Below are 26,166 nucleotides of genomic sequence, written 5' to 3' on the forward strand. Positions count from 1 at the left end.
GACAACAGCGGGCGGAGCACCCTGATTCCTCAGTCCGACACCACGGACGTGTTGAGGCCCTTGTCGTAGTGGTTGTGCGCGATCTTGATGCCCGTGCTGCCGTGGAAGACGAACAGCGGGGAGGTGTACGGCGGTTGGTCCGCTGTCGCCAGGCGGCGGACGGTGTTGCCGGTGAAGGCGAAGCCGCCGACGCTCTTGGCGTTGACCACCGTCACATCGCTGATGTCGAAGGTGTTGTGCTCGACCTTGATGTTGTGGTGCACCGGGTGCGCCGGGTCGACGACCTGGTTGGTCGGTTCGACGAAGATCACCGGGCCGGTGGGGCGCGTGAAGGTGTTGTCGCGGATCGTGAGGTCGGCGACGGGGCCGGACTCGTACCACTGGTAGGCGTCGGCGGAGACGTAGATGCTGGCCATGGACATCGCGTCGAAACGGTTGCCGGCGATCAGGACCGGCTTGCGGGTGGTGACCAGGATGCCGCGCGTCGGCACGTTGCGGAACGTGTTGCCGGTGATGACGACCGACGGGGTGGCCGTGATGTTCTCGACGACCGTGCCGCCGATCTCGACCCCGGTGGGGACCGGCCGGTCGAAGGTGACGTTCATCGTGGTGAGGGACTTGGAGTGGTCCATGCCGCTGGGTCCGTCGACCGCCGTGACCTTCGCGTGCGGGTTCGCCACCGGGGTCATCGTGCGCTGGGTCGTGAACTCGACCTCGTCACCGGGCGCGAACTGCGGGAAGCCGGCGGTCTGCGGGTGCTCGTAGGCGAGGGTGAGCGTGTTCGGCCCGGGCTGCCCTACGACTTCCAGGTACGTGCCGTGGATGTTGATCGGGTCGTCGTGCGGGCCGTCGAAGAGGCTCCGGGTGATGGAGACCTTGCCCTTGACGCCGGACATCTGCACGAAGTCGGCGAACGAGGCCGTCGACCGGCCGGACTTCGGATCGGGCGCGAAGTTCACCTTGTCGATGGAGATGTTCTCGCTGAACTGCCCCACCACACCGAAGGATTGGAGGTAGTAGGCGTTCATCGAGCGCATCGTGACGTTCTTGGACTGCCAGATGAAGGCGCCCGGTTCGGTCCGCTCGATCAGGCGCATCTGGTAGACGAGCCCGGCGTCCGTCGGCTGCGTCGCGGTGGTGTAGTCGATGCGGATCCGGCGGTCGCCGAGGTCGGTGACCGAGGAGACATCGTTGAAGAGCGGGTTGTCGCCGCGCCAGGTCCGCTGCGCCTTGGGGTCATGGATCTGGGTGTACTGGAGCCCGTCCGTGCCCGACCAGTACGGCTGCCCGGTGGCCGGGCTCTTCTCGCCGAGCCAGGTGATGTGCGTGCCGTTCACCTCGTACGGGCTGCCGGCCGGGATCTTCAGGACGCGGTAGGCGTGTCCGCCGCCGCCGCCGGTGACCCCGGCGGTGGCTACGGTCGCGTCGATGACCTCGGGGGCCGCGTAGTCGAAGGAGAAGTTCTGGAACGTCACGTTGGTCGAGCGGATCGACGCGAACGCCGTCTGCAGACCGTGGTAGACGAGCTTCGCGCCACCGCCGTCGACGGTGACGTCGTGCATGTCCTCGATGAGGAGCCCGATCTTCTTGTCCCGGTAACGCTGGTCCGCGCCAACGGTGTTGGAGACGTACAGCTCACGCGTCTCCGCCCGCTCGGGGTAGAGCTGGTAGGTCCCCTTCGAGAACTCGATCCGCACCGGCCGCCCGTGATCGACGCTCTTGGCGTGCCGCAGGGCCGCGACGACGGCGGGCGTGGAGTCCGTCCGGCCGGTGGGGTCGGCCCCGAACGCGTCCACGTCGACCACCGCCACCGGCGTCGTTCTCTGCGCCGCGGCGACAGGACCGCCGCCGCCCACGAGCAGCGCGAGCGCCACCCCGACAAACACGAACCGAGACCGAGACATAGACCCTCCGGAGCATTCATGATGCACGGCCGTGAGCCGCGAAACACCCGATGAATAGGCGGAGTTACCGTCCATCGTCTCGTCGGAACTCCGACTGGAGTGTGCTTAGATCCGACCTCTAGGTCAATGGTCTGGACGAGCTCAGAGGAACTCGGGTCATCCGCTCCGCCGCCTCACGCCTTCGGTGCCCCGGTGCTCGCGCGGATCACCAGCTCGGGGTCGAAGAGGAGCTCACCGACGGGGACGTCACGGTTGCCGACCAGGGCGAGGACGCTGCGGCCCGCCTCCGAGGCCAGCCGGTCGGCGGGCTGGCGGACCGTGGTGAGCGGCGGGTCGACGAAGTCCATGATCATGGAGCCGTCGTAGCCGACCACCGACACATCACCCGGCACGTCGTACCCCTGCCGGCGCGCACCGCGGATCGCGCCCAGCGCCATGTAGTCGCTGGCCGCGACGATCGCCGTGGCACCGCGCCCGAGCAGCGAGATCGCGGCGGACTGGCCGCCCTCGACGGTGTAGGACTGCCGGACCACCCACTGCTCCGCGTCCTCGACACCGCGCTTGGTGAGCGAGGCGACGAAGCCGCTGACGCGCCGGTCCGCCGGGCGGTTGCCGATCGGTCCCGACGCCATGCCGATACGGCGGTGGCCGAGCCGGTGCAGATGGTCGACGGCGAGTTCGGCGGCGAGCAGGTCGTCCGTGGAGAAGACCGGCGCCTCGCTCACGCCCTCGAACCGGCCGTTGATCCCGACGAAGGGGATTCTGCGGGACCGCAGCAGTTCGTACGCCGAAGGGTCCGCGCCCTCAAGGGTGTTGCTGGCCGAGAGGAACACGACGGCGGCGACGCCCCGGTCGGCGAGCGAGGTCACGAAGTCCAACTCCTGCACCCCGCCCGGGAAGCACGGGCACAGCACCGTCTTCAGGCCGTGCGGGGCGAGGACGGACTCGATGCGCTCGGCGACATCGGCGAAGAACGGATTGGAGACCAACTCGGTGACGACGGCGACGAGTTGACCCCGGGTCTGCCGCTCGTACCCCAGGTCGGCCATCGCCTCCTCGACCGCCTCGCGGGTCTTGCGGGACACGCCCTGACGCCGGTTGATGACCCGGCTGACCGTGGCCTCGCTCACCCGCGCGCGCTCCGCGACCTCGGTGATACCGACCTTCATCCGCTTCCCTCCACCCCTACTTGCAACAGATGGACGAAAACTTTCAGTCCAACCTCCCACGCAACATAGCAGTGAGGCTGCATGTCTTCCATGTTTCTTGCGCATGACCATTGAATCGCCACTTCGGCCCCTGCTAGCTTTCCGGCCACCACGCGGCCCCATCCCGCAGTGACCGAAGACCGGGAGACCCGATGAAGCCCTCAAGGCTCATGCTGCTCACCGCTGTTGCCCTGCTCGCCCCGATGGCTCCCGCTCTGTCGGCCACCGCGTCCGCCGCACCTCGTCCCCAACTCGCCATCCCCGACCCCGGGTTCGAGAACGGCGGCACGGGCTGGACCTTCACCTCGGGGGCCGGCGTCGGCACCGGCAACAGGCACGGCGGCGAACGCTTCCTCTACCTCGACGCCGGAGCGGGGAAGAGCGCCCAGCTGACCATCGTCGCGCCCAGGAACGGGAGTTACGACTTCTCCGCGTGGATCGGCAGCGCCGGCACCGGCGGCACGTACACGATCCGGCGCAACGGCCAGACCGTCCAGACGATCACCCTGCCGCAGCACCCCGGGTACGCCCGGTACACCATCAGCGACGTCGCGTTGAGGACCGGCGACCGGCTCCAGATCGAATTCGGCTCCGGCAGCGCCTGGGTCAACGCCGACGACCTGATGATCTCGCCCGCCGCGCCCGCCGACCCGAAGGTCACCTCGTCCGACCCCGAGGTCGTCGCGATGTTCGACTGGGCCCAGAAGAAGGCCAACAGCTGGGTCCAACTCCCCGGCACCGTGGGCCCGGTCAACGTCGACGAGTATCAGACCGGCGGCACCGGCACCGCGACGTACGAGCCCACCTACTGGGCCGGATACGCCAACCGCAGCGCCTACTACTCCCGCGACATGACCCACCAGCTCGCCGGGGCCCACCTCATCGGCCTCGACGCCGAGAACGAGACGATGCTCCGCTCGTACGCGGCGTCGGCCACCGCCGAGCACAAGTACTTCCCGGTGTGGTCCCTCAACTTCGACGCCAAGACCTACCTGAGCATCGACTACAAGAGCCCGGACAACTTCGTCCGCGAGGTCCCGGCCACCTTCGAACTCGTCGAGAAGGCGGCCCAGGCCTACCTCTGGACCGGCGACCGCCGTTACGTCGACGACCCGGTGCTGTGGGACTTCTACCGGCACGCCACCGAGCAGTTCATCGACCTGCACAACTCCGCCAAGGACAACGGCAAGGTGAAGGTCGCCGAGGGCACGGGCCAGGGCATCTTCCAGGGCGCCGCCAGCTACAACGAGCAGGACGGCGACGGTCTCGCCGAGGCCGGGGACGGCATCGCCTCCGAGTACCAGGCGTACCTCGCGATGGCCGTACTCGCCCGCGGCAAGGGCGACACCGCGCTGGCCAGGACGTACGACAAGCGGGCCGCCGACCTGAAGACGTACTTCAACGACGACTGGAGCGGCACCGGCAGCGGCGCCGACATGGTCCGCGCGTACACCACCTCCGGCGCCCCGGTCACCGGCTGGGGCAAGGAGAACAGCGTCTTCATGCCGATGAAGCAGATCATCGACCCCGGCCCGCGCAACGACGCCTACCTCGACTACATCCAGGCACAGGAGCTGGGACCGGACGGCTCGCCCAACATCGAGTCGACGACCTACCTGCCCGACATGTTCTTCAAGAACAACCGCCCCGACACCGCCTGGCAGTGGATGAAGAAGATCTACGGCGAGCGCGAGACCCAGCACGTCAACGCCAGCCAGGGCCCCAACGGCGACTACCCCGAGGTGTCGTTCACCCTGGTCAGCCAGACCGTCCAGGGCCTGATGGGGATCACACCGGACGCGCCGGGCCACAAGGTGACCACCCAGTCCCAGTTGCCGACCGGCATGAAGTGGCTCCAGGCGGCCGACGTCCCCATCGGCACCGGCACGGTCACCGTCCGCCACGACGGTGCGATCAAGACCACGCTCACGAACAACTCCCGCAAGGGCTCCTATAGTTGGGAGGCCCGCTTCCCCGGTGTCCACAAGAACATCAAGGTCAACGGCGTCCCGCAGCACGTGCGCACGAAGGTGGTCAACGGCGTGACCTACACGTACGCGACGCCGACGGTGCGGGCGGGGTCAACGGCGGTGGTGCAGGTGACGGGCTGACACGCGAACACCGGCTCACCCGGGGTGTCGTAGCGCCGCGGCGAGGTCGTCGAGGTGGTGCGCGACCGGCCCCAGGGTGAGCAGGCCGCTGCCCGCCCCGGCCAACTCGGCCGCGGCGGGCGTCAGTTCGGCGAGAGCGCGCTCCATCGTGTCCCGGTCACCCACGGCGAGTGCGGCGCGGGCGGCCAGGCACCACAGGGCCTCGAAGAGGAGGTCGCGGGGCGGGTCCGGGAGCGAACTCAGCGCCGCCCGGGCTTCGTCGGGACGGTCCTGGGCCAGCAACACCAGCGGGCGGGCCCATGGTCCGTACGGTCCCCAGTCGATGTGCTCGTCGGTCTGAGCGGGCTGCGCGTTCCGCAGGTGCAGGCACAGCAGGGCCAGCGGGAGCAGCCCGCGTTCCAGCCCGGGCATACCGGCTCCGTCCAGCCGAAGTGCCGCGTCCTGGTACGCGGTTGCCACCTCGGCGGGATCGGGATTGCCGCTCGCGGTGAGTCGTAGCACCCGGTACCACTCGGTGAACACGCCCACCAGCGGCAGTTCGTGACGGTCGGCCAGCTGCTCCGCGGCTGCCGCGTGCCCGTCGGCTCCGGTGAAGTCCGCGAGGGCGCTGCGGGACTGGAGCCGGACGAGATGCCCGAGCACCTCGTACGTGACCAAGCCGTGCCGGGCGGACAGGGCGACCAACTCGGCGCCGATCTCGTCCCGTTGAGGGGCCAGGCCCGCGCGGTGGAAGGTCTGCATGAAGGTGCCGTTGAGCGCGAAGGCGAGCAGCGCGGGGTCGTTCAACCGGCGGGCGATGTCCTCGGCTTGGCGGGCGGCCTGGGGTCCGCGTGCGGAGCGGGTGCCCCGTGACTCCAGGGCGATCGTGGCCAACAGGCGGGCCCGCGCCGCGAGATGGGCGTCCGGTGGGAGCGCGGCCAGGGTGCGCTCGGCCGCCGTCACCGTGTCCGCCGTCTGCTGCGGGTCGTCGACGCGGGTCCAGATCGCGGGGACGTCGTAGGCACCGATCACGCGGGCGGTGAGTTCCGGGTCGCCCAGGTCCTGCGCGGCCGTGATCGCCGCGAGACGGTGTCGGCGGGCCGCTTCCAGGCCGCCGCCTCCCGTCACCGCGAGATTGCGGAGGAGGCCGACCGTCGATTCCAGACGGGCACGGGCGCCGGACGCCACCGTCCGGTCGTAGGCGGCGGTCGCCTGCGCCCACACCTGTTCCGCCGGATCACCGGGACCGGGGTCCAGATGCGGGGCCTGGTCCAGGATGTCCGCCTCCAGGCGGCGCAGGGCCGGGCCCGGGTCCGTGCCGAGTTGTTCCGCGAGGAGGGCGCGTGCCCGGCGTAGTACCGCGAGCGCGTCGCCCTGGCGGCCGGTGCGGTAGAAGGCCAGGGCCAGCAGGCGCCAGGCGTCCTCGCGCCAGGGGTGTTCGGCGACGTGGGCGTCCAGATCGGGGACCGCCTCGGCGGCCTGGCCCAGGGCGAGTTGGGCCTCCGCCCGGCGTTCGACGGCGTGCAGCCGGAGTTCGGTGAGGCGGGAGCGCTCCGCGCGGGCCCAGGACTCGTCGGCGAAGTCGGCGTAGACCGGGCCTCGCCACCAACTCAGCGCCTCCTGCAAGTGGTTGAGCGCGTGCGAGGCCGGCAGGGTCGCGGCGGCCGTCACCGTCCGTTCGAAGCGCCAGGCGTCCACCGTCTCCGGCTCGGCGCGCAGGGCGTATCCCGGGCCCTCGGTGACCAGCAGTCGGGCCGGGGTTCGCGGCGGGCGATCCGGTTCCAGCGCGCGGCGCAGTGCGGCCACGAAGGTGCGGAGCGCGCCCACCGCGTCGGCGGGCGGCTCGTCCTGGCCCGCCCACAGGTCCTCGACCAGGCGTGGGACCGGTACGACCCGACGCCGGGCGACGAGCAGCCGGGCCAGCACGGCCCGGTGCCGTGGGCCCTTCAGGGCGATCGCGTCCCCGGCACCGTCCCAGGCCGCGACCGGCCCCAGCACCCCGAACGCGACCTCCATCGCCGACCACCCTTTCCGGGGCATCGCCCCAGGTCACGGTAGCGCGCTCATTCGTTGCTCATTGGTTCGCGGCAGGCTCTGGGACATTGACATCGCTACGAAGGAAGGCGCACCCGTGCCACCAGCCATCCCCGGCTTCACCTACCACCGCGTCCCCGTCGCGGACGGCGTCACCCTGAACGCCGCCGTCTCCGGCTCGGGCAGCCCGATCGTGCTGCTGCACGGCTTTCCGCAGACCCACCTCATGTGGCGCCATGTCGCCGCCGACCTCGCGGCCGACCACACCGTGATCTGCCCCGACCTGCGCGGCTACGGCGCGAGCGACAAGCCCGCCGAGACCGACGGGTCCGGTTACGCCAAGCGCACCATGGCCGCGGACGTCGTCGCTCTCGCCCAGGCACTGGGGCACGACCGTTTCGCGCTCGCCGGGCACGACCGCGGCGCCCTGGTCGCCTTCCGTGCCGGACTCGACCACCCGGGCACGATCACGCATCTCGCCTGCCTCGACGTACTCCCCACGCTGGACATGTGGGACGTGATGCACGGTGTCACCGCCGCCGTGGGCTTCCACCTCTACCTGATGGCCCAACCCCCGGGCCTGCCCGAGCAGTTGATCGCCGCCGCGCCCGACGCGTTCTTCGGCCACTTCCTCGACCTCTGGACCGACGACCCGTCCGCGATCCCCGCCGGCATCCGCACCGCCTACCTCGACGCCTGCCGCGCCGCGGTCCCCTCGATCGTGGCCGACTACCGCGCCTCCGCCGGCATCGACGTCACGCACGACCGGGCCGACCGCGACGCCGGCAACCGGCTGCGGATGCCGGTCGCCGTCCTCCAGCAGGACTGGGGCGCCGCCCTCGGCTTCGACGCGGCTGCCCTGTGGAGCGCCTGGGCACCGGACCTCCGGCACGAGACCGTGACCTGCGGCCACTTCATGGCGGAGGAGGACCCGGCCGTCGTGGCGAAGACACTGCGGGAGCTTGTCGCCGCCCGGTGAACCGGTGCGCCTCAGGCGGTCCTCGCGGTCACGGTGAAGTCGACGTCCTCGCCGACCGCCGAGACCCCGTTGAAGGCGGCGCTCGCGTGCAGCCGGTTGGCGCCCTCCGGGAGCGGGGTGTCCGGGGTGCACGACCAGGTGCCGTCGATGCGTGCGACGCCCGCGCACACCTTGCGCTCGGCGGCGTCCAGGACACTCACCCGCGCCCCCGGATAGGAGGTCCCGGCGAGCCGCGCCGCGCCGGACACGAACGTGCCGCCCGCCGGTTCGGTCAGCGTCGGCACGGGCATGCCGACGGTCACGGTGCAGCTGCCGGACGCGCGACGTGACCCACCCGCGTCGGTCAGCACGACGGCGCACCCGGGCAGCCGCGTCCCCGGCACCGCCCGCGCGTCCACGGCGAGCGCGAACGGATAGCCGCCGTCCTTCCACGAACCGGGCCCCGAGTCACGGACGTAGGTGTACGTGCCGGTCGCGCCGTCGGCGGTCACCTCGCCCTGGAACCGTGCCGTGTCGGCGAGGGGCGTACCGGTGACCCGGGCCCCGGCGGGCGCGGTCAGCCGAAGCGAGGACCCGGCCGGCAGGTCGGCACCGTCGTACCCGCTGATCTCGACCAGCCCGGAACGCCCCGGCACGATGGTCACCCCGCCGCCCAGACCCCGCGCGGAGAACTCCCCGGAGGCGGTGTGGAGCGGGGCGGCCGTGGCGGTACCCGTCATGACGAGCGCCGTACCGGTGACGAGCACGGCGGTCAGGAGGAGCAGTGGCCGTCGTCGAACGGGCGTCGGCGACGGGGGTTCGTGGGGGAACGTGCGGCGGTCGGTCATCGGAAGTCTCCGGGGTCGTCTCGTCCGGGGTGCTGGTCGGTGCTCCCACCCCACACGCCCGACCGGCCCCGGCGAAAGGCGGGATGGGCGAACGGGTGAACGCCGACGGGGCGACAGGGACGGCCGGAAGAGTGCAGGAGGAGCGCGACAGGCCCCGAAGACCGCCCTCGGCCTGTGTCTCGGTACGGGCACCCCACCGGCCGGCCGACGCCGGGCCCGCCCGTGCCACCGGACCACGGACCACGGATCACCGGCGCGGTTCCGCCCGAACCGCACATGCCGGCAACCGAGTTCACCCGCACCTGCGAGGCGCGGATCGCGTCACCGCCCTCGGCACGAACTGCGCCCCGGGCGCCTCGGACCCGGTCTGGACCACGACGTCCTGGGAAACTCCTCGCTCGGAACAGGGCGAACATGCATGCGTACGGCCCTCCGCCCGCCTACGCTCAGGCCGTGCTGCGCATCACCGACGCCCGAACCGGCGAGCCCGTCGAAGCCGCCCCCGCCCGCCGTGGCCTGACCAGGGTCGAGGCGCACGCGTCGGGCCTGGACCCCACGGCACTACGCGTGCTCCTCCTGTCGGACCTCCTCGTACGCGCCCTGGAACTCGGCGGCACCCCCGTGTGGTCGCTCCTCACCGGCGAACACGAGCAGGCCGAACTCCGCGCCGCCGCAAGGGCCTTGGGCATACGGCCCTTCGAGGACGGCGGAGACCTCGGCTCCGGACTCGGCGAGGCCCAGGTCCTCCACGTGGCGACGGAGGGCGGCGCCGAGGCGACCGCGGGAGTCCTGGTAGCCGTAGCGCCAGTCGAATCGCCTACGACCGCTGCCCCCGACCTCTCCGACCCGGGCGCGCTGCGCCTTGCTCTGCTTTCGCACGCCCGGGACCTGCCGGTACGGCTCGACGCCGAGGTGTTGGAGGAGGCGCGGCGGACGCTGGCGCACTGGCGTGGTTCGGTCGCCGACTGGGCGCGGCGGCCCTCGCGGCCGGTGCCCGACGAGGTGCGTGTGGAGCTGCGGACCGCCTGGGAGGACGACCTGAACGTGCCCGAGGTGCTGCGGGTGCTGCGGCGGGTGGAGACCTGGCCCGAGCTGTCGGACGGCGCCCGCTTCGAGACGTACGCCTACGCGGACCGGCTCCTCGGGCTCGAACTCACCCGTGACATCGGGTCGTTGGCGTGAACGCCCGCGCCGGGGCCCGTCCGTTGCGTCGACTGGTCGTACTGCGGCACGCCAAGTCCGCCTGGCCGGAGGGTGTTCCCGACCATCAGCGTCCCCTCGCCCCGCGCGGGCGCCGTGACGCTCCGGCCGCCGGCATCGCCCTCGCCGAGACCGACTCCCTGCCGGATCTCGCCCTGTGCTCCACGGCCGTACGGGCGCGTCAGACCTGGGAATTGGCGTCCGCCGAGTGGGGAACCCCGCCGCCGGTGCGGTACGAACCGGGGTTGTACGCGGCCGACGTACCGGAACTCCTCGACGCCGTCCACCAAGTGCCGCCCGAGGTCGAGACGTTGCTCCTGATCGGGCACAACCCCGGCCTGGAGGAACTGGTCCTCGACCTCGCCGGCGACAGTCTCGACGACGCGCTCGACGAGGTCCGGGTGAAGTTCCCGACCTCGGCGATCGCGATCCTGGCCTGGCACGGCACCACCTGGCGGGAACTCGCCCCGGGTACGGCCCTGTTGACGGGCCTGACCGTGCCGAGGGGCAAGAAGAAGTAGGGTGCCCGGTGCGCGCGCGTGGTTTCAGGGCCGCGGGGAGCGGGACCAACTCGCCAGCAGCTGAAGGCGTTCCGCGGAGGGGGACCCTGGTTCGGCGGTGGAGACGCCCAGGGTCTGCTCGGGGTCGTCGGCGGGGCTGAAGGCCTCGTAGCCCAGGACGAGTTCGCCGACGACGGGGTGGTGGAAGCGCTTGGTGCCGTGGGTGCGCTGGAACACGTCGTGGTCGGCCCACCAGTGGCGGAAGTCCGTGTCGTGGACGGAGAGTTCACCGACCAGCTCGGCCAGGGCGGGGTCGTGCGGGTGACGTCCCGTGTACAGGCGGAGGGAGGCGACGATGGAGCGGGCGGCGTCCTCCCAGTCGGCGTACAGGCTCCGGACGTGGTCGTCGAGGAAGACCAGCCGGGCCATGTTGCGGCCGCGGGCGGGCAGGGCCTCGAAGTCCGTGTACAGGGCGCGGGCGAGGTCGTTGGCGGCCAGGACGTCCATGCGGCGGCCGTAGACCAGGGCGGGGACCTCGGTGAGGCTGTCGAGCAGCAGGCGCAGGCCGGGGCGGACGCGCTGCGGGGGCAGTGGGCGCGGACGGGTGCGGGCCGGTCTGGCGATGCGGAACAGGTGGGCGCGCTCCAGATCGGTCAGGCGCAGGGCGCGGGCGATCGCGTCCAGGACGGACGCGGAGACGTTGAGGTGCCGCCCGCGCTCCAGGCGGACGTAGTAGTCGACGCTGACACCGGCGAGCTGGGCGACCTCCTCGCGCCGCAGGCCCGGAACGCGGCGAGTGCCGGGCAGGGGTGCCAGGCCCGCCTCCTCGGGGGTGATCTTCGCGCGGCGCGAGCGAAGAAAGTCCCGCAGCTCGCTGTTGGGTTCCTGGGCCATGTCACCACCGTAGACCGGGTGACCTGGGGAACAGCCGAGCCAGAGGGGGTCTGTCGGACCCCCGGTCGCAGGGGGAGGAACCCGGCCGGGGCAGCGGCCCTGCCCGCTGGATCCGGCGCGCGGTCGAGAACGGCCCGCGCCTCCGCCGAGGCCCCCTCGCCTGTACGGCCGGACTCCGGTCGGCGGTCAACACCCTTGCCGCGAGCGGCCGTTCAGCCGACGTGCACGCGAGGCCGGCGCTCCGGATCCGGTTCCGCGCGGCGCAGTACCTCACGGGTGACCGGGGCGACCTCGCCGTCGCCGAAGACGAGGAAGCGGATCAGGTGGCTGACCGGGTTGCCCTCGGTCCAGGTGAAGTAGGCATGCGGGACCTTGCCGGTACGGTCGCGGAGGGAGAGGAGGACGGCGGCGATCGCGTTGGGCACCGTCGGTCCCTCGACGCGGAGTCGTCGTACGCCGTACTTCTCGTCGCCGTGCACGGAGATGTCCGCCGAGAAGTCCGAGGAGTCGTGGAGGAACACCTCCAGGAACAACACAGGCCCGCCGTCCGGGATATGGGTCTCCTCGCGCTGGCTGTACTCCTTGGCGCGGTACTCCCGCCTGCTGTGCTCCTGCGGCTCGTTCGCGATCAGCCGCAGCGGCCCGTGCTCCGCCGCCTCGTCGATGAAGCGTGCCGCGGTGTCGTCGAACGTGATCTCGGCGGCGCGGAGTTCGAAGGCGCGGTGCACACGCGAACCGAACGACGTCACCAGGATCAGCACGATGAAGATGCCCGCGATCTTGATGCCGTCGGGCCGTTCGATGACGTTCGTGACGAGTGTGTACGCGAACACGGCGGTGATCACGCCGAACCCGAGCGTGGCCTTCCGGTGGCCCCGCTTGTGCACGGTGACCGTGGAGGCGAAAGCCGCGGACAGCATCAGCACCAGCACGCCCGTCGCGTACGCGCCGCTCTGCGCGTCGACGCTCGCGTGGAACCACAGGGTGATGACGATCGCCGTCACCATGAAGACCAGGACCAAGGGGCGTACCGCCCCCGTCCACTCCGGTGCCATGCCGTAGCGCGGCAGATAGCGCGGTACGAGGTTCAGCAGGCCGGCGAGTGCGGAGGCGCCCGCGAACCACAGGATCGCGATCGTCGAGACGTCGTAGACCGTGCCGAAGACCTGGCCCAGGTGCTCGTGCGCGAGGTAGGCGAGCGCGCGGCCGTTCGCCGGGCCGCCCGTCTTGAACGCGCTCTGCGGGATGAGAATCGTCGTCGCCAGGCTGGACAGCAGCAGGAAGCCGGACATGATCACGGCGGCCGTGGTGAGCAGCCTGCGGGTCTCGCGGATGCGGCCCGTCGGCTTCGCCCAGGTGTCCGTGTCATCGCCCTTGACCTGCGGCATCACCGCCACACCGGTCTCGAAGCCGGACATGCCGAGGGCGAGTTTCGGGAAGACCAGCAGCGCCACGCCGACCATCGCGAGCGGGGAGGAGTGCGCGGCCGTCATCGCGTCCGTCCAGTCGCCGATCTTCACCGGATGGCTCAGCACCTCCCAGGCGGACACCGCGAGCACCACCACGTTGAGCGTGAGATACGCGCCCACCAGCACCACCGCGATCCCGATGGCCTCCCGGAACCCCTTGAGGAAGACCGCGCCCAGCGCCCCGACGAGCACCAGCGTGATCCACGTGTTCCCGCCGTGCATCCAGCCCGGCGCGAACGGGTTCTCCACGACGTGCGCCGCCGCGTCCGCCGCCGACAGGGTGACCGTGATCATGAAGTCCGTCGCCGCGAAGCCCAGCAGCACCAGGACGAAGATCTTCCCCGACCACCACGGCAGCAGCCGCTCCAGCATGGCGATCGACCCCTCGCCGTGCGGGCTCTCGTGCGCCACCCGCCGGTAGACCGGCAGCGCCCCGAGCAGCGTCAGCCCGATCAGGACGACGGTCGCCAGCGGGGACAGCAGTCCGGCCGCGAGGGCGGCGATGCCCGGCTGGTAGCCGAGGGTGGAGAAGTAGTCGACGCCGGTCAGGCACATGACCCGCCACCAGCGGTGCCCCTCGTGCTCCGGGTTCGGCGTGGCGTGCGGGCCCGGATGCCGGGCGCTCTGCTCGCTCAGACCGTCCAGGAGCCAGGCCCGGCACTGCTCCGCGGCGGATGCGGAACCGCCGGACGCCGTGGTCTCCGTGGGGTCCGCCTGCGCGCCGGTCATGCTGAGAACTCCCTGCGATCGGACGACGTGCCCGGGGCCCGGGCAACGAGGAGCGAGTATCCACCACATCCCCGTCCGAACCCGGACCGGGGGCGACCACCGGCCCTGCGCATAGGCTGGCCGGATGCAGGACGAGTACCGCACAGTGGCCCGCCCGGGCGTGCACGAGACCGAGGTCAACCGCTCCCGCTTCCTGTGCGCCCTCGCCCCGGCGGCCACCGAACAGGAGGCGCAGGACGTCATCGCCCGCGTCCGCAAGGAACACGCGGACGCCTCCCACAACTGCTTCGCCTACGTCATCGGCGCCGACGCCGCGATCCAGAAGGCGAGCGACGACGGCGAACCCGGCGGCACGGCGGGCGTCCCCATGCTCCAGATGCTGCTCCGCCGCGACATGCGGTACGTCGTCGCCGTCGTCACCCGCTACTACGGCGGCGTCAAGCTCGGCGCGGGCGGCCTCATCCGGGCCTACGGCGGCTCGGTCGGCGAGGCCCTCGACACCCTCGGCACGATCACCCGCCGCCGCTTCCGCCTCGCCACGGTGACCGTCGACCACCAGCGCGCGGGCAAGGTCCAGAACGACCTGCGCGCCACCGGCCGCGAGGTACGCGATGTCCGCTACGGCGAGGAGGTCACGATCGAGATCGGCCTGCCGGACGCCGAAGTGGACGCGTTCCGGGGGTGGTTGGCGGACGCGACGGCGGGGACGGCGGGGCTGGAACTGGGCGGCGAGGCGTACGGGGACGCCTGAGTCTCGGAAGGTCTCGGTGGTTGATTGGCGGGGTTCTTGACGGTCCGTCAGGAGGCCCAGTTCCAGACCTGGTTGGAGCTGCCCGCGCAGCCGAAGGTCTGGACGGTCTGACCGTCCTTCCCCGACTCGGAGGCCTCCGCGTCCAGACAGAAACCGTCCGGGGCGCTGACCAGGGTTCCGCCGTTGCCCAGCTGCCACCGCTGCGCGCTCAGCCCGTCGCAGCTCCTGGCCCGGATCTTCGAGAAGTTCTGGCCGACCGTACTGGCGTCGGCGTCCAGGCAGGCGTGGTTGCCCTGATTGACCACCAGGTACTGGGAGTTGTGCCCGGGCACCCGGAAGAGCGCCCACTTCTGCGGCGCCGTGCCGTTGCACGCCCACACCTGTACCGCGGTGACGTGGGCGTCCAGGCACCGGGCGACATCGCTCTCGGTCACCGTCACCGGACCGGCCCGGACCGGCCCGCGCTCCGTGCCGTACAGCAGCTTCGCGGTCTGTGCGTCGACGGTGCCGCTGGCAGGGGTCCCGGCCTCGGTCTGGAAGACCTTCAACGCGTCGACCGTCGCCGCCCCGAAGTCGCCGTCGACCGTGACGTGCAACCCGTAACCGGCAAGGAGGAGTTGGAGCGCCTTCACACAGTCGCCGTGGGAACCCGAGACGAGTTCGTGGACGCAGGAGGTGACACGGATGTCGAGGCTCGCGGGATCCTGGGCGGCCGGCGCGTTCGTCGGACTCTGCGACGCCTTGTCCTTCGTCGCCGACGTAGTGGGGGACGCACTCGGTGAACTGCTCGAAGCCGAGGGCGAGTTACCCAGTGCGGCGGCCGTCGGAGGCGGTTCCGGCGGGGAACCGGCCGACGGCCCGGAGTTGTCGTGGTGCAGCAGCAGGGTCGCGGTGATGCTGCCGGCGACCAGGACCGCCGCCGCGGCGACGGCCCCCGCGATCAACCTCCCGCGTTTTCCACGGGTGTTGCCGTGTTTCCCCGGCGCGGCGGGCGGGTCGGCCGGCGCCGCCGAAGGGTGGGCCGCGGGTTGCTCGACGCGGGAGGGCCCGCGTCTGGGGGCGAGCCGTGGAGGAACGCCGGCCGGTGCGGACAGCTGATGCCCGATGGCCGTTCTGAACACCGCCTCGGGTAACGGCCGCAGCTCGGGGTCCTTGTCCAGGCAGGTGCGGATGAACGCGGCCAACTCCGCGTCGACGCCCGCGACTTTGTCGAGAACGTCCTCCCGGGGCGGGTCGAACGCCACCCGGTGCAGCACGTCGACGCCCGTGCCCTCGCCGAACGGGGCCTCCCCGGCGACGGCGTAGGTCAGCGTGGAGGCCAGCGAGAAGACGTCGGAGGCGGCGGTCACCTCCTGGCCGCGCACCTGCTCCGGGGACATGTAGGCGGGGGTGCCCACGTTCTGGCCGGTGACGGTGATCGAGGTGCTGTCGCCGGCCTGGACGACACCGAAGTCGATGACACGGGCGCCGTCGGCACCCAGCACGACGTTGGACGGCTTGAGGTCGCGGTGCACGATCCCCGCGCGCCAGATCGCCTCGATCGCCCGCCCCACGTCGGCCAGCAGCCGCCAGGCCGTCGCCGCGTCGACCGGTCCGCGCGCGTCGACCAGCTCCGCGAGGGTGGGCCCGGGTATGTACTCGGTGGCGACCCACACCAGATCCTCGTCACAGCCGCTGCCCAACAGCCGTACGATGTGCGCCCCTTGGATCCGGCCCAGCGCGCCGACCTCGCGCTCGAAGCGCTTGCGGAACAGCGGGTCCTCCGCGTACTCGGGCCGGATCACCTTCACGGCGGCGGGGCCCGTGGCGCCGGTGGCGTCGCGGCCCAGATAGACCCGGCCCATCCCACCGCTGCCGAGCACCGACATCAACCGGTACGGACCCGCCTGGCGCGGGTCGCTCTTCCGCAGCGGCACCACAGGCGGCGGCTCCATCCCCGCCGCCGCATAGGCCATCGTTTCGGACCGACCGCGGAACTCGACTGGCATGGGAACCCTGTGTCTCTCGCGTGGTGCGTGTGACGTGAGATTAGCGCAGCACATGTGTGCGACAAGGGAGTTGGGGTTTTCCACAGCCGCTGCTCAACCACGTGACATCGCTCTCTCCCGGCAGACGAGGAGTACCGAAAGTCATGGCCGACGAACGGGTCGTCATCGTCACCGGAGGAGGCACCGGCATCGGCCGCGCGACCGCACGGTCGCTGCGCGCCGCCGGACACCACGTCGTCATCGGCGGCCGCCGCCCCGAGCCGCTGCACAGCGTCGCCGAGGAGACGGGCGCGCTGGCCCACCCCGTCGACATCACGGACCCGACTGCCGTACAGGACTTGGTCGCTACGACCGTCTCGTGCTTCGGTCGACTCGACGGACTGGTCCTCAACGCGGGCGTCGGACGCGGCGGCGCGGTCGGGGACCTGACCGACGAGGCGTGGGACACGGTGCTGCGGACGAACCTGACCGGCCCCTTCCACCTGCTGCGCGCCGCCCTCCCGCACCTCCTGGAGACCCGCGGCGCGGTGGTCGCCGTCGCCTCCGTCTCCGCCCTGCGCAACGGAACGGCCAACGCCGCCTACGCCACCTCCAAGGCGGCCCTCCTCCAGCTGTGCCGCTCCCTCACGGTCGACTACGGCCACCGGGGACTGCGCGCCAACACGGTGTGCCCCAGCTGGATCCGCACGGAGATGGCCGACCGCCGCATGACCCGCTTCGCGGAGGAGGCCGGACTGGACGGTGGGGTCGAGGAGGCCTACGAGGAGGCGACCCGGCTGATCCCCGCGGGACGCCCGGGAGATCCCGCCGAGGTCGCGGAGGCGATCACCTGGCTGCTCTCACCGGCCGCGTCCTTCGTCAACGGCGCGGTCCTCACGGTGGACGGCGGGGTCACGACCCTGGACCCGGGAACGGTCGGATTCGACTTCGGCCTTCAGCGCCGTGACGGCGGTCACTGATCCGCGTATGAGGCATATTTCCTGCCATAAGGTCCCGAATGCATGGGAACTCCGAGGTCAATGGTGGTTCAGGGGCCCGCAGGCGCTAGCGTGGTGGACCGATGAGACTGCTGCACACTTCCGATTGGCACCTGGGCCGGGCGTTCCACCGCGTGAACATGCTCGGGGCCCAGGCCGACTTCGTGAGTCACCTCGTCACCACCGTGCGCGAGCGCGCCGTGGACGCGGTGGTCGTGTCGGGAGACGTGTACGACCGGGCGGTGCCGCCGCTGGCCGCGGTCGAGCTGTTCGACGACACCCTGCACCGGCTCGCCGACCTGGGCGTGCCCACGGTGATGATCTCCGGGAACCACGACTCGGCGCGCCGCCTCGGGGTGGGCGCCGGTCTGATCGACCGCGCGGGTATCCATCTGCGCACCGAGCCGTCAGCCTGTGGGACGCCCGTGGTGATTCCGGACGCGTTCGGAGACGTGGCCTTCTACGGGCTGCCGTACCTCGAACCCGCCCTGGTGAAGGCCGAGTTCGGGGTCGAGAAGGCCGGCCACGAGGCGGTCCTCGCCGCCGCCATGGACCGCGTCCGTGCCGACCTCGCCGACCGGCCGTCCGGCACCCGCTCCGTGGTCCTCGCGCATGCCTTCGTCACCGGCGGCGAGGTCAGCGACAGTGAGCGGGACATCACCGTCGGCGGAGTCGCCGCCGTACCGGCCGGTGTCTTCGACGGCGTCGACTACGCGGCGCTCGGGCATCTGCACGGCTCCCAGACCATCACCGGGCGCGTGCGCTACTCGGGTTCCCCGCTGCCGTACTCCTTCTCCGAGGCCGACCACCGCAAGAGCATGTGGCTCGTCGACCTGGATGCCGACGGCGCCGTCACCGCCGAGCGGGTCGACTGCCCGGTGCCACGTGAACTGGCCCGGATCCGGGGCACGTTGGAGAACCTGCTCGACGATCCGGACCTCGCGCGGCACGAGGAGGCGTGGGTCGAGGCGACGCTCACCGACCCGGTGCGCCCGGCCGACCCCATGGCCCGGCTCGCCGAGCGCTTCCCGCACACGCTCAGCCTCGTCTTCGACCCCGAGCGGGGCCCGGACGACCCCGACGTGTCGTACGCCCGCCGCCTCGCGGGGCGCAACGACCGTGAGATCGCCGACGACTTCGTGGCCCATGTGCGCGGCGCCGGACCCGACGAGGACGAACAGGCCGTACTCCAGGAGGCGTTCGACGCGGTGCGCGCGGACTCGGTCGTACGGGAGGTGACGCCGTGAGCGTTCGGATGAGTGCGGTGGACGTGCGGTGCGCTGTCGGCCTCACGAGGCGAGCGGGAGAAGGGGGCGGTCGCCAGTGAGGCTGCATCGGCTCGACATCACCGCCTTCGGGCCCTTCGGCGGGTCCCAGACCGTCGACTTCGACGAACTGTCCTCCGCCGGGCTCTTCCTCCTGCACGGGCCGACCGGCGCCGGCAAGACCTCCGTCCTCGACGCCGTGTGCTACGCGCTCTACGGCTCCGTGCCGGGCGTCCGTCAGTCCGGCCAGGGGCTCACCCTGCGCAGCGACCACGCGGCGGCCGGTACGCGCACGGAGGTCAGGCTCGAACTGACCGTCGCCGGGCGGCGGTTGGAGCTGACCCGGCAGCCGCCCTGGGCGCGTCCCAAGAAGCGCGGCACCGGCAGCACGCTGGACAAGGCGCAGAGCTGGCTGCGCGAGTACGACGCGACGGCCGGTGCCTGGAAGGACCTCAGCCGCTCGCACCAGGAGATCGGCGAGGAGATCACCCAGCTGCTGGGCATGAGCCGGGAACAGTTCTGCCAGGTCGTACTGCTGCCCCAGGGCGAGTTCGCGCGTTTCCTGCGGTCCGACGCCGAGGCGCGCGGCAAGCTGCTCGGCCGGCTCTTCGACACCCACCGCTTCGCCGAGGTCGAGAAGCGGCTCGCCGAGCGGCGCCGGGCCACCGAGGCCCAAGTCCGTGAGGGCGACGCGCAGTTGCTCGCCGACGCGCACCGCATGCAGCAGGCCGCCGGTGACGCCATGGAGCTGCCGGACCTCGCCCCGGGCGAACCCGGCCTCACCGACGCGGTGTTGGGCGCGGCGGCTGTCGCCCGCAGCACCGCACGCGAGCAACTGACCGTCGCGCAGGGCGGGTTGACTGCCGCCGAGTCCGCCCAGGCCGCCGCCGATCGTGAATTGGCCGACATCCGTGAACTGGCCCGCCTGCAACAGCGGTTCACGCAGGCGCGGGAGCGGGCCACGCTCATGGAGGAGCGGGCCGACGGCTATCGGCAGGCGCAGGCGCGGATGGAGCGGGCCCGGAAGGCGGAGGCGGTGGCACCGGCGCTGGAGCTGCGCGAGGCCGCCGACACCGAGCACCGGGACGCCGCCCGGGCCGAGACACGTGCGCGGGGCCTGCTGCCGGACACCTTCGCGGGCGCCGGTGCGGCCGGGCTCGCCGCCGCCGCACGCCGGGCCGCCGAGGAACTGGGCGGGCTGGAATCGGCCCGTCGCGCCGAGCAACGGCTCACCGAACTCGGCGTGGAGCGCGCCGAGTTGGACCGCCAGGAGCGTGCCGACGAGGACGTACGGCAGGAGGCCGAGGCCTGGCTCGCCGAGTGGGACGCCACCCGCGCGGGACTTCAGACACGGATCGAGTCGGCCCAGGAGGCCACCACCCGGGCCGAACAGCTCGGCGTCCGGCGCGAGCCCGCCGAGCGACGGCTCGGTGCGGCCCGGCAGCGGGACCAGTTCGCCGGTGACACGGAGGACGCGCACCGGCAGGTGCTCGCGTCGGCCGAACATGCCCTGAAGGCTCGTGCCCACTGGCTCGACCTCAAGGAACAGCGGCTGAACGGCATCGCCGCCGAACTCGCCGCCCACCTCACCGACGGCGCACCCTGCGCCGTCTGCGGAGCCACCGAACACCCCGCCCCCGCACGCAAATCCGCCGGACACGTCGACCGCGCGGCGGAGGAGCAGGCCCTCACCGCCCACCAGCGCGCCGAGGAACAGCGTACCGAGGCCGAGCGCCGCCTCGGTGTCGTACGCGAAGCCCTCGCCGCCGCCACCGCCGAGGCGGGTGACACACCGACCGATCAACTGGCCGACGAGGTCGCCGAGTTGGAGCGGCTCTACGAGCAGGCCCGCCGAGACGCGTCCTGGCTGCACCCCGCGACCGAGGAGCTGCGCCGGGCCGAGCAGGAGCACGAACGGCGAACCGTGATCCAGCAGCAGGCCGCCCTGCGAGCCGCCTCCCGTACGACCCTCCGCGATACCCAGGACCGCGAACGGGCATTGCTGGAAGGAGAGTTGGCGCAGTCGAGGGGTATCGCCGAGAGTGTTGCCGCGCGTGCCGACCAGCTGGAGCGACAGGCCGTGCTCCTCACCGACGCGGCCGACGCCGTTCGTGCCGCCGAGGACACCGCGCAGCGTCTCAAGGACGCCGACGCCCGGCTAGCCGATGCCGCCTTCCGTGCCGGGTTCGACACCCCGCAGGCCGCGGCGGCCGCCCTTCTCGACGACACCGCCCATCGCGAACTCCAACGGCGCCTGGACGCCTGGCAGTCGGAGGAGGCCGCCGTACGGGCCGTGCTGGCGGAGGCCGACACGGCGGCGGCCGCGCAGCAGGCGCCCGCCGACCTGGACGCGGCGGAGCGGGCCGCGACCGCAGCCGTTCGGCGGACACGTCACGCCGCCTCCGCGCGCGACGCGGCGGCCCGGCGCTGCACCGAACTCGACCGGCTCTCCGCCCGGTCGGCGGCCGGGGCACGCCAACTCGCCCCGCTGCGCGAGGAGTACGACCGGGTGGCCCGCCTCGCCGCCCTCACCGCGGGCACCTCGGCCGACAACGAACGCCGGATGCGCCTGGAGTCGTACGTCCTCGCCGCCCGCCTGGAACAGGTGGCCGCGGCGGCGACCGTACGGTTGCAGCGCATGTCGTCCGGGCGTTACACGCTCGTGCACTCCGACGACCGGGCCGGGCGCGGCCGTAGCGGACTCGGGTTGCATGTCGTCGACGCGTGGACCGGGCGGGAGCGGGACACGGCGACGTTGTCCGGCGGGGAGACGTTCTTCGCGTCGCTCGCCCTCGCGCTCGGGCTCGCGGACGTGGTCACTGACGAGGCCGGCGGGGTCCGGCTCGACACGCTCTTCATCGACGAGGGCTTCGGCAGCCTCGACGAGCAGACCCTCGACGAGGTCCTCGACGTCCTCGACTCCCTGCGCGAACGGGACCGCAGCGTCGGCATCGTCAGCCATGTCGCCGATCTGCGGCGGCGCATCCACGCGCAGCTGGAGGTCGTGAAGGGGCGGGACGGGTCGGCCGTACGGCAGCGGGGGCAGTGACGTCGTCGAGGCCGGCTGGGTCAGTGACCCAGGGGGCGGCGGGGGAGCGGTGAGGAGTAGACGACGCTGGTGGTGACCGAGCCCAGGGCGCCGATCTTCCCCGAGACCTCCTCCAGGTGGCGCATCGAACGGACCGCGACCTTGATCATGAAGCAGTCGTCGCCCGTGATGTGATGCGCCTCCAGGATCTCCGGCGTCACCGCGACCAGGTCGTGGAAGGGCTTGTAGTTGCTGTTCGGATAGCGCAGCCGTACGAACGCCAGGATGGGCAGCCCGAGTTGCTCCGGGTCCACGACCGCCGCGTACCCCTGGATCACCCCCGCCTCCTCCAGTCGCCGCACCCGCTCGGTGACCGCGCTCGCGGACATGGAGACGGCCCGGGCCAGCTCGGCGAAACTGGCCCGGCCCTCCCGCTGGAGGACGTCGAGGATGCGCCAGTCGGTGACGTCCGGGGTGTAAGTGGAATCCGCGGTCATGTCCCACGAATAGCAGGGGAATCCCCGGCTGATCAAGAGGTACGGCGGGGATCGTCCCTTCAGTGGGCCGGTCGGCGACCATAGATTTCTCGACGTAGAGATGTAGGGACGTATCGACGCAGAGGCACCTCGGTGAAAGGCCGGATCATGAGCAGCAGTACCGTCGTCAACCCCGTTCTGCGGGTCGCCCCCGCCGCTCCTTCGGCAGCGGCCGCCCACTTCCGCGCGAGCCTCGCCTTCCACGCGGACGTCTCCGACGTGGCGGCGGCGCTCGCGGGCGATGGCGACCCCGGTTTCCCCGGTTTCGTCGTCCTCGACTCACGCTCCACCGAGTCGTGGGATCAGGGTCACGTCCCTGGAGCGGTCCACCTCCCCACGGCGCTCATCCCGGTGCGGGCGGAGGAACTCCTCGACAAGTCCGTGCCGGTCGTGACGTATTGCTGGGGTCCGGGTTGCAACGGCGCCACCCGGGCCGCTCTCGCGCTCGCCGAACTCGGGTACCAGGTCAAGGAGATGCTCGGCGGGTTCGAGTACTGGGTGCGTGAGGGCTTCGAGTTCGAGACGTGGGAGGGGAGTGAAAGGCGTGCGGTCGATTCGTTGACGGCCCCGGTGGGGGCGGACGACTGCGGCTGCTGATTCCTGGGCGATGTTTCGCCAACTCGGCGCTTTGCAGGGCGAGTTCGTACATCGACCGTCGACGCGCCGGATCTCTTGAACCCTCAACATGTGGGATCGCTGTGCGTGTAGGTTCTGCCCATGGCGCGATACGCGGAGCCGGGAACGGCGGTGCAGTGGGTGGAGTCGGGCGGCGGACCGCTCATAGCGGTGCCGACGACGGTGTTGCCGTTCTGGACGGGAGCCGACGGCGACGAACTCGCCTCGGACTACGACCGGGCCTGCGAGGTCGGTGGATACGCCGGCCTGCTGCCGGTGGGGGACAGCGCGGCGCTGGTCCTCGGGGACGACCCCGCGTCGACCTCCTTCCTCCCGGAACACGGCACGTTCGTACGGTGGTGCGCCGCGAACTCCGAGGACGAGGTCCTGGCCGTCATCCCCGCCGCGCTCGCCGACGCGACCTGGGAGAACGAGGTGCACTGGGACGTACCCGGCCCTGTCGTCCTGTTCGACTCGGCATGGCCGGGACGGGAGTCGGAGGGCACGGAACATCTGAAGGTCGACCTGGAGCCAGGGCGTTATGCCGTGCGGGCGGGTCAGGCGCAGCCTGCGCCGGAGACGTGGCTGGGGCTTGTTCAGCTGCGGCGGCTTTCCGGCTGACGGGTGGGGGGCGGGACTTCAGCTCCGGCGTTGGGTACGGAGGGTGGTCGTGTCTCGGAGCCGGGCGGTTGGTTGAGGGGACTTCATTGCTCGGCGTCAGACACGGACGGCGCGTCCACGTCCCGAACTGGCGTATGCGCAAGGGGACGTCGGCTCCGGCGACACACAGGGGCGGCGCCCGGGTCCCGGAACTGTCGCTCGGCGGGCGGGACTTCAGCTCCCAGTGTCAGACGCGGGCGGCGGCCGGGTCCTGAACTTCCGGACCCGGCCGCCGACATGTCACGCCCTGCATGACCCGTGCGTCACCGCACCCCGCGTCAGAGCTGCGACAGCTCGTCCACCAGGTCGTCCAACCCCAGCGAGCCCTGGGACAGTGCGGCCATGTGCCAGGCCTTCAGGTCGAAGGCGTCGCCGTGTCGTTGCCGTGCGTTCTCGCGGCCGGACAGCCAGGCCCGCTGGCCGAGTTTGTAGCCGATGGCCTGGCCGGGAATCGTGAGGTAGCGGGTCAGTTCGCTCTCCACGAAGTCCGCCGGGCGGCTGCTGTGCGCGCCGAAGAACTCCTGGGCCAGCTCCGGCGTCCACCGCTCACCGGGGTGGAACGGCGAGTCCGCCGGGATCTCCATCTCCAGATGCATGCCGATGTCGACGATGATCCGGGTGGCCCGCATCATCTGCCCGTCGAGGAAGCCGAGTCGCTGCTCCGCGTCCTCCAAGTAGCCCAGTTCGTCCATCAGTTGCTCCGCGTACAGCGCCCAGCCCTCGGCGTTGGCGCTGACCATGCCGACGGAGGCCTGGTAGCGGGAGAGGTCGTCGGCGACGTGCGTCCACTGGGCGAGCTGGAGGTGATGGCCGGGGACGCCCTCGTGGTACCAGGTCGAGACGAGGTCGTAGACCGGGAACCGGGTCTGTCCCATCGTCGGCAGCCAGGTGCGGCCGGGACGCGAGAAGTCCTGCGAAGGCTGCGTGTAGTACGGCGCCGCCGAGCTGCCCGCGGGCGCGATGCGCGACTCCACCCGCCGTACCCGCTCGGCGAGTTCGAAGTGGGTGCCGTCCAGTTCCTCGATGGCCTTGTCCATCAGGCCCTGGAGCCACTCGCGGACCTCCTCCACGCCCTCGATGTGCCGGCCGTGCTCGTCGAGGTGTGCCAGCGCCACCCACGGGGTCTCGGCGCCGGGCAGGATCTTCTCGGCCTCCTGCTTCATCTCGGCGAGCAGCCGGTGGTACTCGGACCAGCCGTACGCGTACGCCTCGTCGAGATCAAGCTCCGTGCCGTTGTAGTAGCGCGCCCATCGCGCGTACCGCTCACGGCCCACCGTGTTCGGCGCGCCCTCGATGGCCGGCGCGTACACGTCGCGCATCCAGTCCCGCAGCTCCACCAGGGCCGCGGTCGCGGTGCGGGCGGCCTCGTCCAGTCCGGCGCGCAGGGACTCGGGTCCGGCCGAGACGAAGTCCTCGTACCAGCCGCGCCCGTGGCCGTCCGTGTCCGACCACTCGGTGAGCTGGCCGATGAAGGTGGCGGTCGGGCGCGGACTCGCGAACAGCTTGCGGTCCAGGCCCAGTTGGAGGGATTCGCGGTAGCCGGCCAGGGCGGTGGGCACCGCGCGCAGCCGCTCGGCGATCGCTGCCCAGTCCTCGTCGGTCTGGGCCGGCGTCACCGTGAACACATCACGCACCGTGTGCGCGGGCGTGTGCATGTTGCCGACCTCGCGCAGGCCCTCCTCGGTGTCGTGCACACCGAGCGCGGCGGTCAGCCGCTCGCGCAGCAGGCGTGCGCAACGGCGCTCGCTGTCACTGTCCGCGCCGGGCCGGCGCTCGGCCTCGTCGAGCTTCGCGAGGGTCGCCCGCTGAAGCTCCGCGAGCCGTTCCTGACCTGCGGGGGAGAGGTCGGGCAGCCTGCTCGAACTCTCCTTCACGCCGAGATACGTACCGATGACCGGGTCGAGGGTGATGAGGTCGTCGACGTAGGCGTCGGCGACCTGCCGGGGCAGCGGAGTATTGGTCTGCGACATGAGGACCATCCTCATACGCGGAACTCGGACCCGTCACCCCAATTCAGCTGTGGGCGTGGCAAGCGGCAGCAAAGGCCCGCAGTCCCACTGCTGGAAGATCAACCGGGTCTCCACCCGGGCCACTTCGCGCTGTGACGTGAACTCGTCCAGCACCAGCCGCTGCAGGTCCGCCATGTCCGCCACGGCCACATGGACGACATAGTCGTCGGGCCCGGTCAGATGGAACACGGTCCGCGACTCCGGCAACGCCCGGATCCGCTCCACGAACGGACCCACCAGCTCCCGCCGGTGCGGCCGCACCTGCACCGACAGCAACGCCTCCAGCCCACGCCCCAACTTGGCCGGATCGAGCCGCAGTTGATGCCCGAGGATCACCCCGGCCCGGCGCAGCCGCGCCACCCGGTCCAGACACGTCGACGGCGCGACCCCCACCTGCGCCGCGAGCTCGCGATACGTGGCCCGGGCGTCGTTCTGCAGCAGCCGCAGCAGATGGAGATCCACCGGATCCAGTACGACAGAATCGGTCATCGGCCGAACGTAAC

20 protein-coding genes are annotated in these 26,166 nt (G+C 71.4%); 10 read left to right on the forward strand and 10 right to left on the reverse strand.

The features are described from left to right. Positions 1 to 29 precede the first annotated feature (29 nt). Both OG504_RS43845 and OG504_RS43850 read right to left on the reverse strand, forming a co-directional pair. Entirely contained in the window at positions 30 to 1,904 is a 1,875-nt protein-coding gene (locus OG504_RS43845) for a right-handed parallel beta-helix repeat-containing protein (protein ID WP_405994746.1), read from the reverse strand. 173 nt (positions 1,905 to 2,077) lie between these two features. Beyond that, the gene (locus OG504_RS43850) at positions 2,078 to 3,073 is read right to left on the reverse strand and encodes a LacI family DNA-binding transcriptional regulator (RefSeq protein WP_405994747.1); all 996 of its coding nucleotides are present in this window, start codon (positions 3,071 to 3,073) and stop codon (positions 2,078 to 2,080) included. 191 nt (positions 3,074 to 3,264) lie between these two features. On the opposite strand from OG504_RS43850, the gene OG504_RS43855 reads away from it, so the two are divergent. Next, entirely contained in the window at positions 3,265 to 5,223 is a 1,959-nt protein-coding gene (locus OG504_RS43855; RefSeq protein WP_405994748.1) for a hypothetical protein, read from the forward strand. A gap of 15 nt (positions 5,224 to 5,238) precedes the next feature. Here OG504_RS43855 and OG504_RS43860 read toward each other — a convergent pair whose 3' ends face one another. Beyond that, positions 5,239 to 7,218, reverse strand: coding sequence for a BTAD domain-containing putative transcriptional regulator (locus tag OG504_RS43860; RefSeq protein ID WP_405994749.1), 1,980 nt, complete (start codon positions 7,216 to 7,218; stop codon positions 5,239 to 5,241). Between the two features lie 115 nt (positions 7,219 to 7,333). Between OG504_RS43860 and OG504_RS43865 the strand changes: the two genes are divergently transcribed. Next, positions 7,334 to 8,215, forward strand: coding sequence for an alpha/beta fold hydrolase (locus tag OG504_RS43865; protein WP_405994750.1), 882 nt, complete (start codon positions 7,334 to 7,336; stop codon positions 8,213 to 8,215). 11 nt (positions 8,216 to 8,226) lie between these two features. Here the strand turns inward: OG504_RS43865 and OG504_RS43870 are convergent, their stop codons facing one another. Continuing rightward, positions 8,227 to 9,042: a carboxypeptidase regulatory-like domain-containing protein gene (locus OG504_RS43870; RefSeq protein WP_405994751.1), complete on the reverse strand. Its 816-nt coding sequence runs from the start codon at positions 9,040 to 9,042 to the stop codon at positions 8,227 to 8,229. 414 nt (positions 9,043 to 9,456) lie between these two features. Here OG504_RS43870 and OG504_RS43875 point away from each other — a divergent pair, with 414 nt between their 5' ends. Together OG504_RS43875 and OG504_RS43880 are read left to right on the forward strand one after the other, a co-directional pair. Next, on the forward strand, positions 9,457 to 10,224 hold the full coding sequence (locus OG504_RS43875; RefSeq protein WP_405994752.1) for a hypothetical protein: 768 nt from the start codon (positions 9,457 to 9,459) through the stop codon (positions 10,222 to 10,224). Continuing rightward, on the forward strand, positions 10,221 to 10,763 hold the full coding sequence (locus OG504_RS43880; RefSeq protein WP_405994753.1) for a SixA phosphatase family protein: 543 nt from the start codon (positions 10,221 to 10,223) through the stop codon (positions 10,761 to 10,763). Before OG504_RS43875 ends, OG504_RS43880 begins: the two co-directional genes overlap by 4 nt. Before the next feature lie 24 nt (positions 10,764 to 10,787). On the opposite strand, the gene OG504_RS43885 is transcribed toward OG504_RS43880, so the two are convergent. Together OG504_RS43885 and OG504_RS43890 are read right to left on the reverse strand one after the other, a co-directional pair. Next, a complete protein-coding gene (locus tag OG504_RS43885) occupies positions 10,788 to 11,636 on the reverse strand; it encodes a helix-turn-helix domain-containing protein (protein ID WP_405994754.1) in 849 nt (282 codons plus the stop codon). Between the two features lie 212 nt (positions 11,637 to 11,848). Continuing rightward, positions 11,849 to 13,834, reverse strand: coding sequence for an amino acid transporter (locus OG504_RS43890; protein WP_405994755.1), 1,986 nt, complete (start codon positions 13,832 to 13,834; stop codon positions 11,849 to 11,851). A gap of 124 nt (positions 13,835 to 13,958) precedes the next feature. On the opposite strand from OG504_RS43890, the gene OG504_RS43895 reads away from it, so the two are divergent. Beyond that, a complete protein-coding gene (locus tag OG504_RS43895; protein WP_405994756.1) occupies positions 13,959 to 14,585 on the forward strand; it encodes a YigZ family protein in 627 nt (208 codons plus the stop codon). 47 nt (positions 14,586 to 14,632) lie between these two features. Here OG504_RS43895 and OG504_RS43900 read toward each other — a convergent pair whose 3' ends face one another. Beyond that, positions 14,633 to 16,573, reverse strand: a complete 1,941-nt coding sequence (locus OG504_RS43900) for a protein kinase domain-containing protein (protein ID WP_405994757.1) — start codon at positions 16,571 to 16,573, stop codon at positions 14,633 to 14,635. Positions 16,574 to 16,716: 143 nt separating this feature from the next. On the opposite strand from OG504_RS43900, the gene OG504_RS43905 reads away from it, so the two are divergent. The 3 genes from OG504_RS43905 to OG504_RS43915 all read left to right on the forward strand — a co-directional run bounded on the left by OG504_RS43905 (position 16,717) and on the right by OG504_RS43915 (position 21,864). Beyond that, positions 16,717 to 17,532, forward strand: coding sequence for an SDR family NAD(P)-dependent oxidoreductase (locus OG504_RS43905; protein ID WP_405994758.1), 816 nt, complete (start codon positions 16,717 to 16,719; stop codon positions 17,530 to 17,532). 101 nt (positions 17,533 to 17,633) lie between these two features. Next, complete coding sequence (locus OG504_RS43910) at positions 17,634 to 18,797, forward strand: exonuclease SbcCD subunit D (RefSeq protein WP_405994759.1); 1,164 nt, start codon at positions 17,634 to 17,636, stop codon at positions 18,795 to 18,797. Positions 18,798 to 18,873: 76 nt separating this feature from the next. Continuing rightward, positions 18,874 to 21,864, forward strand: coding sequence for an AAA family ATPase (locus OG504_RS43915; RefSeq protein WP_405994760.1), 2,991 nt, complete (start codon positions 18,874 to 18,876; stop codon positions 21,862 to 21,864). Positions 21,865 to 21,884: 20 nt separating this feature from the next. Here OG504_RS43915 and OG504_RS43920 read toward each other — a convergent pair whose 3' ends face one another. Continuing rightward, a complete protein-coding gene (locus OG504_RS43920) occupies positions 21,885 to 22,340 on the reverse strand; it encodes an Lrp/AsnC family transcriptional regulator (protein WP_405994761.1) in 456 nt (151 codons plus the stop codon). 147 nt (positions 22,341 to 22,487) lie between these two features. Between OG504_RS43920 and OG504_RS43925 the strand changes: the two genes are divergently transcribed. Continuing rightward, complete coding sequence (locus OG504_RS43925; protein WP_405994762.1) at positions 22,488 to 22,976, forward strand: rhodanese-like domain-containing protein; 489 nt, start codon at positions 22,488 to 22,490, stop codon at positions 22,974 to 22,976. Positions 22,977 to 23,096: 120 nt separating this feature from the next. Further along, entirely contained in the window at positions 23,097 to 23,615 is a 519-nt protein-coding gene (locus OG504_RS43930; RefSeq protein WP_405994763.1) for an immunity 21 family protein, read from the forward strand. A 317-nt stretch (positions 23,616 to 23,932) separates the two neighbouring features. Here the strand turns inward: OG504_RS43930 and OG504_RS43935 are convergent, their stop codons facing one another. Then, on the reverse strand, positions 23,933 to 25,624 hold the full coding sequence (locus tag OG504_RS43935) for a DUF885 domain-containing protein (protein WP_405994764.1): 1,692 nt from the start codon (positions 25,622 to 25,624) through the stop codon (positions 23,933 to 23,935). 33 nt (positions 25,625 to 25,657) lie between these two features. Continuing rightward, on the reverse strand, positions 25,658 to 26,152 hold the full coding sequence (locus OG504_RS43940; RefSeq protein ID WP_405994765.1) for an Lrp/AsnC family transcriptional regulator: 495 nt from the start codon (positions 26,150 to 26,152) through the stop codon (positions 25,658 to 25,660). Positions 26,153 to 26,166 lie beyond the last annotated feature (14 nt).

This window comes from Streptomyces sp. NBC_00986 (assembly GCF_045162565.1).
In the GTDB taxonomy this organism is placed as follows: Bacteria; Actinomycetota; Actinomycetes; order Streptomycetales; family Streptomycetaceae; genus Streptomyces.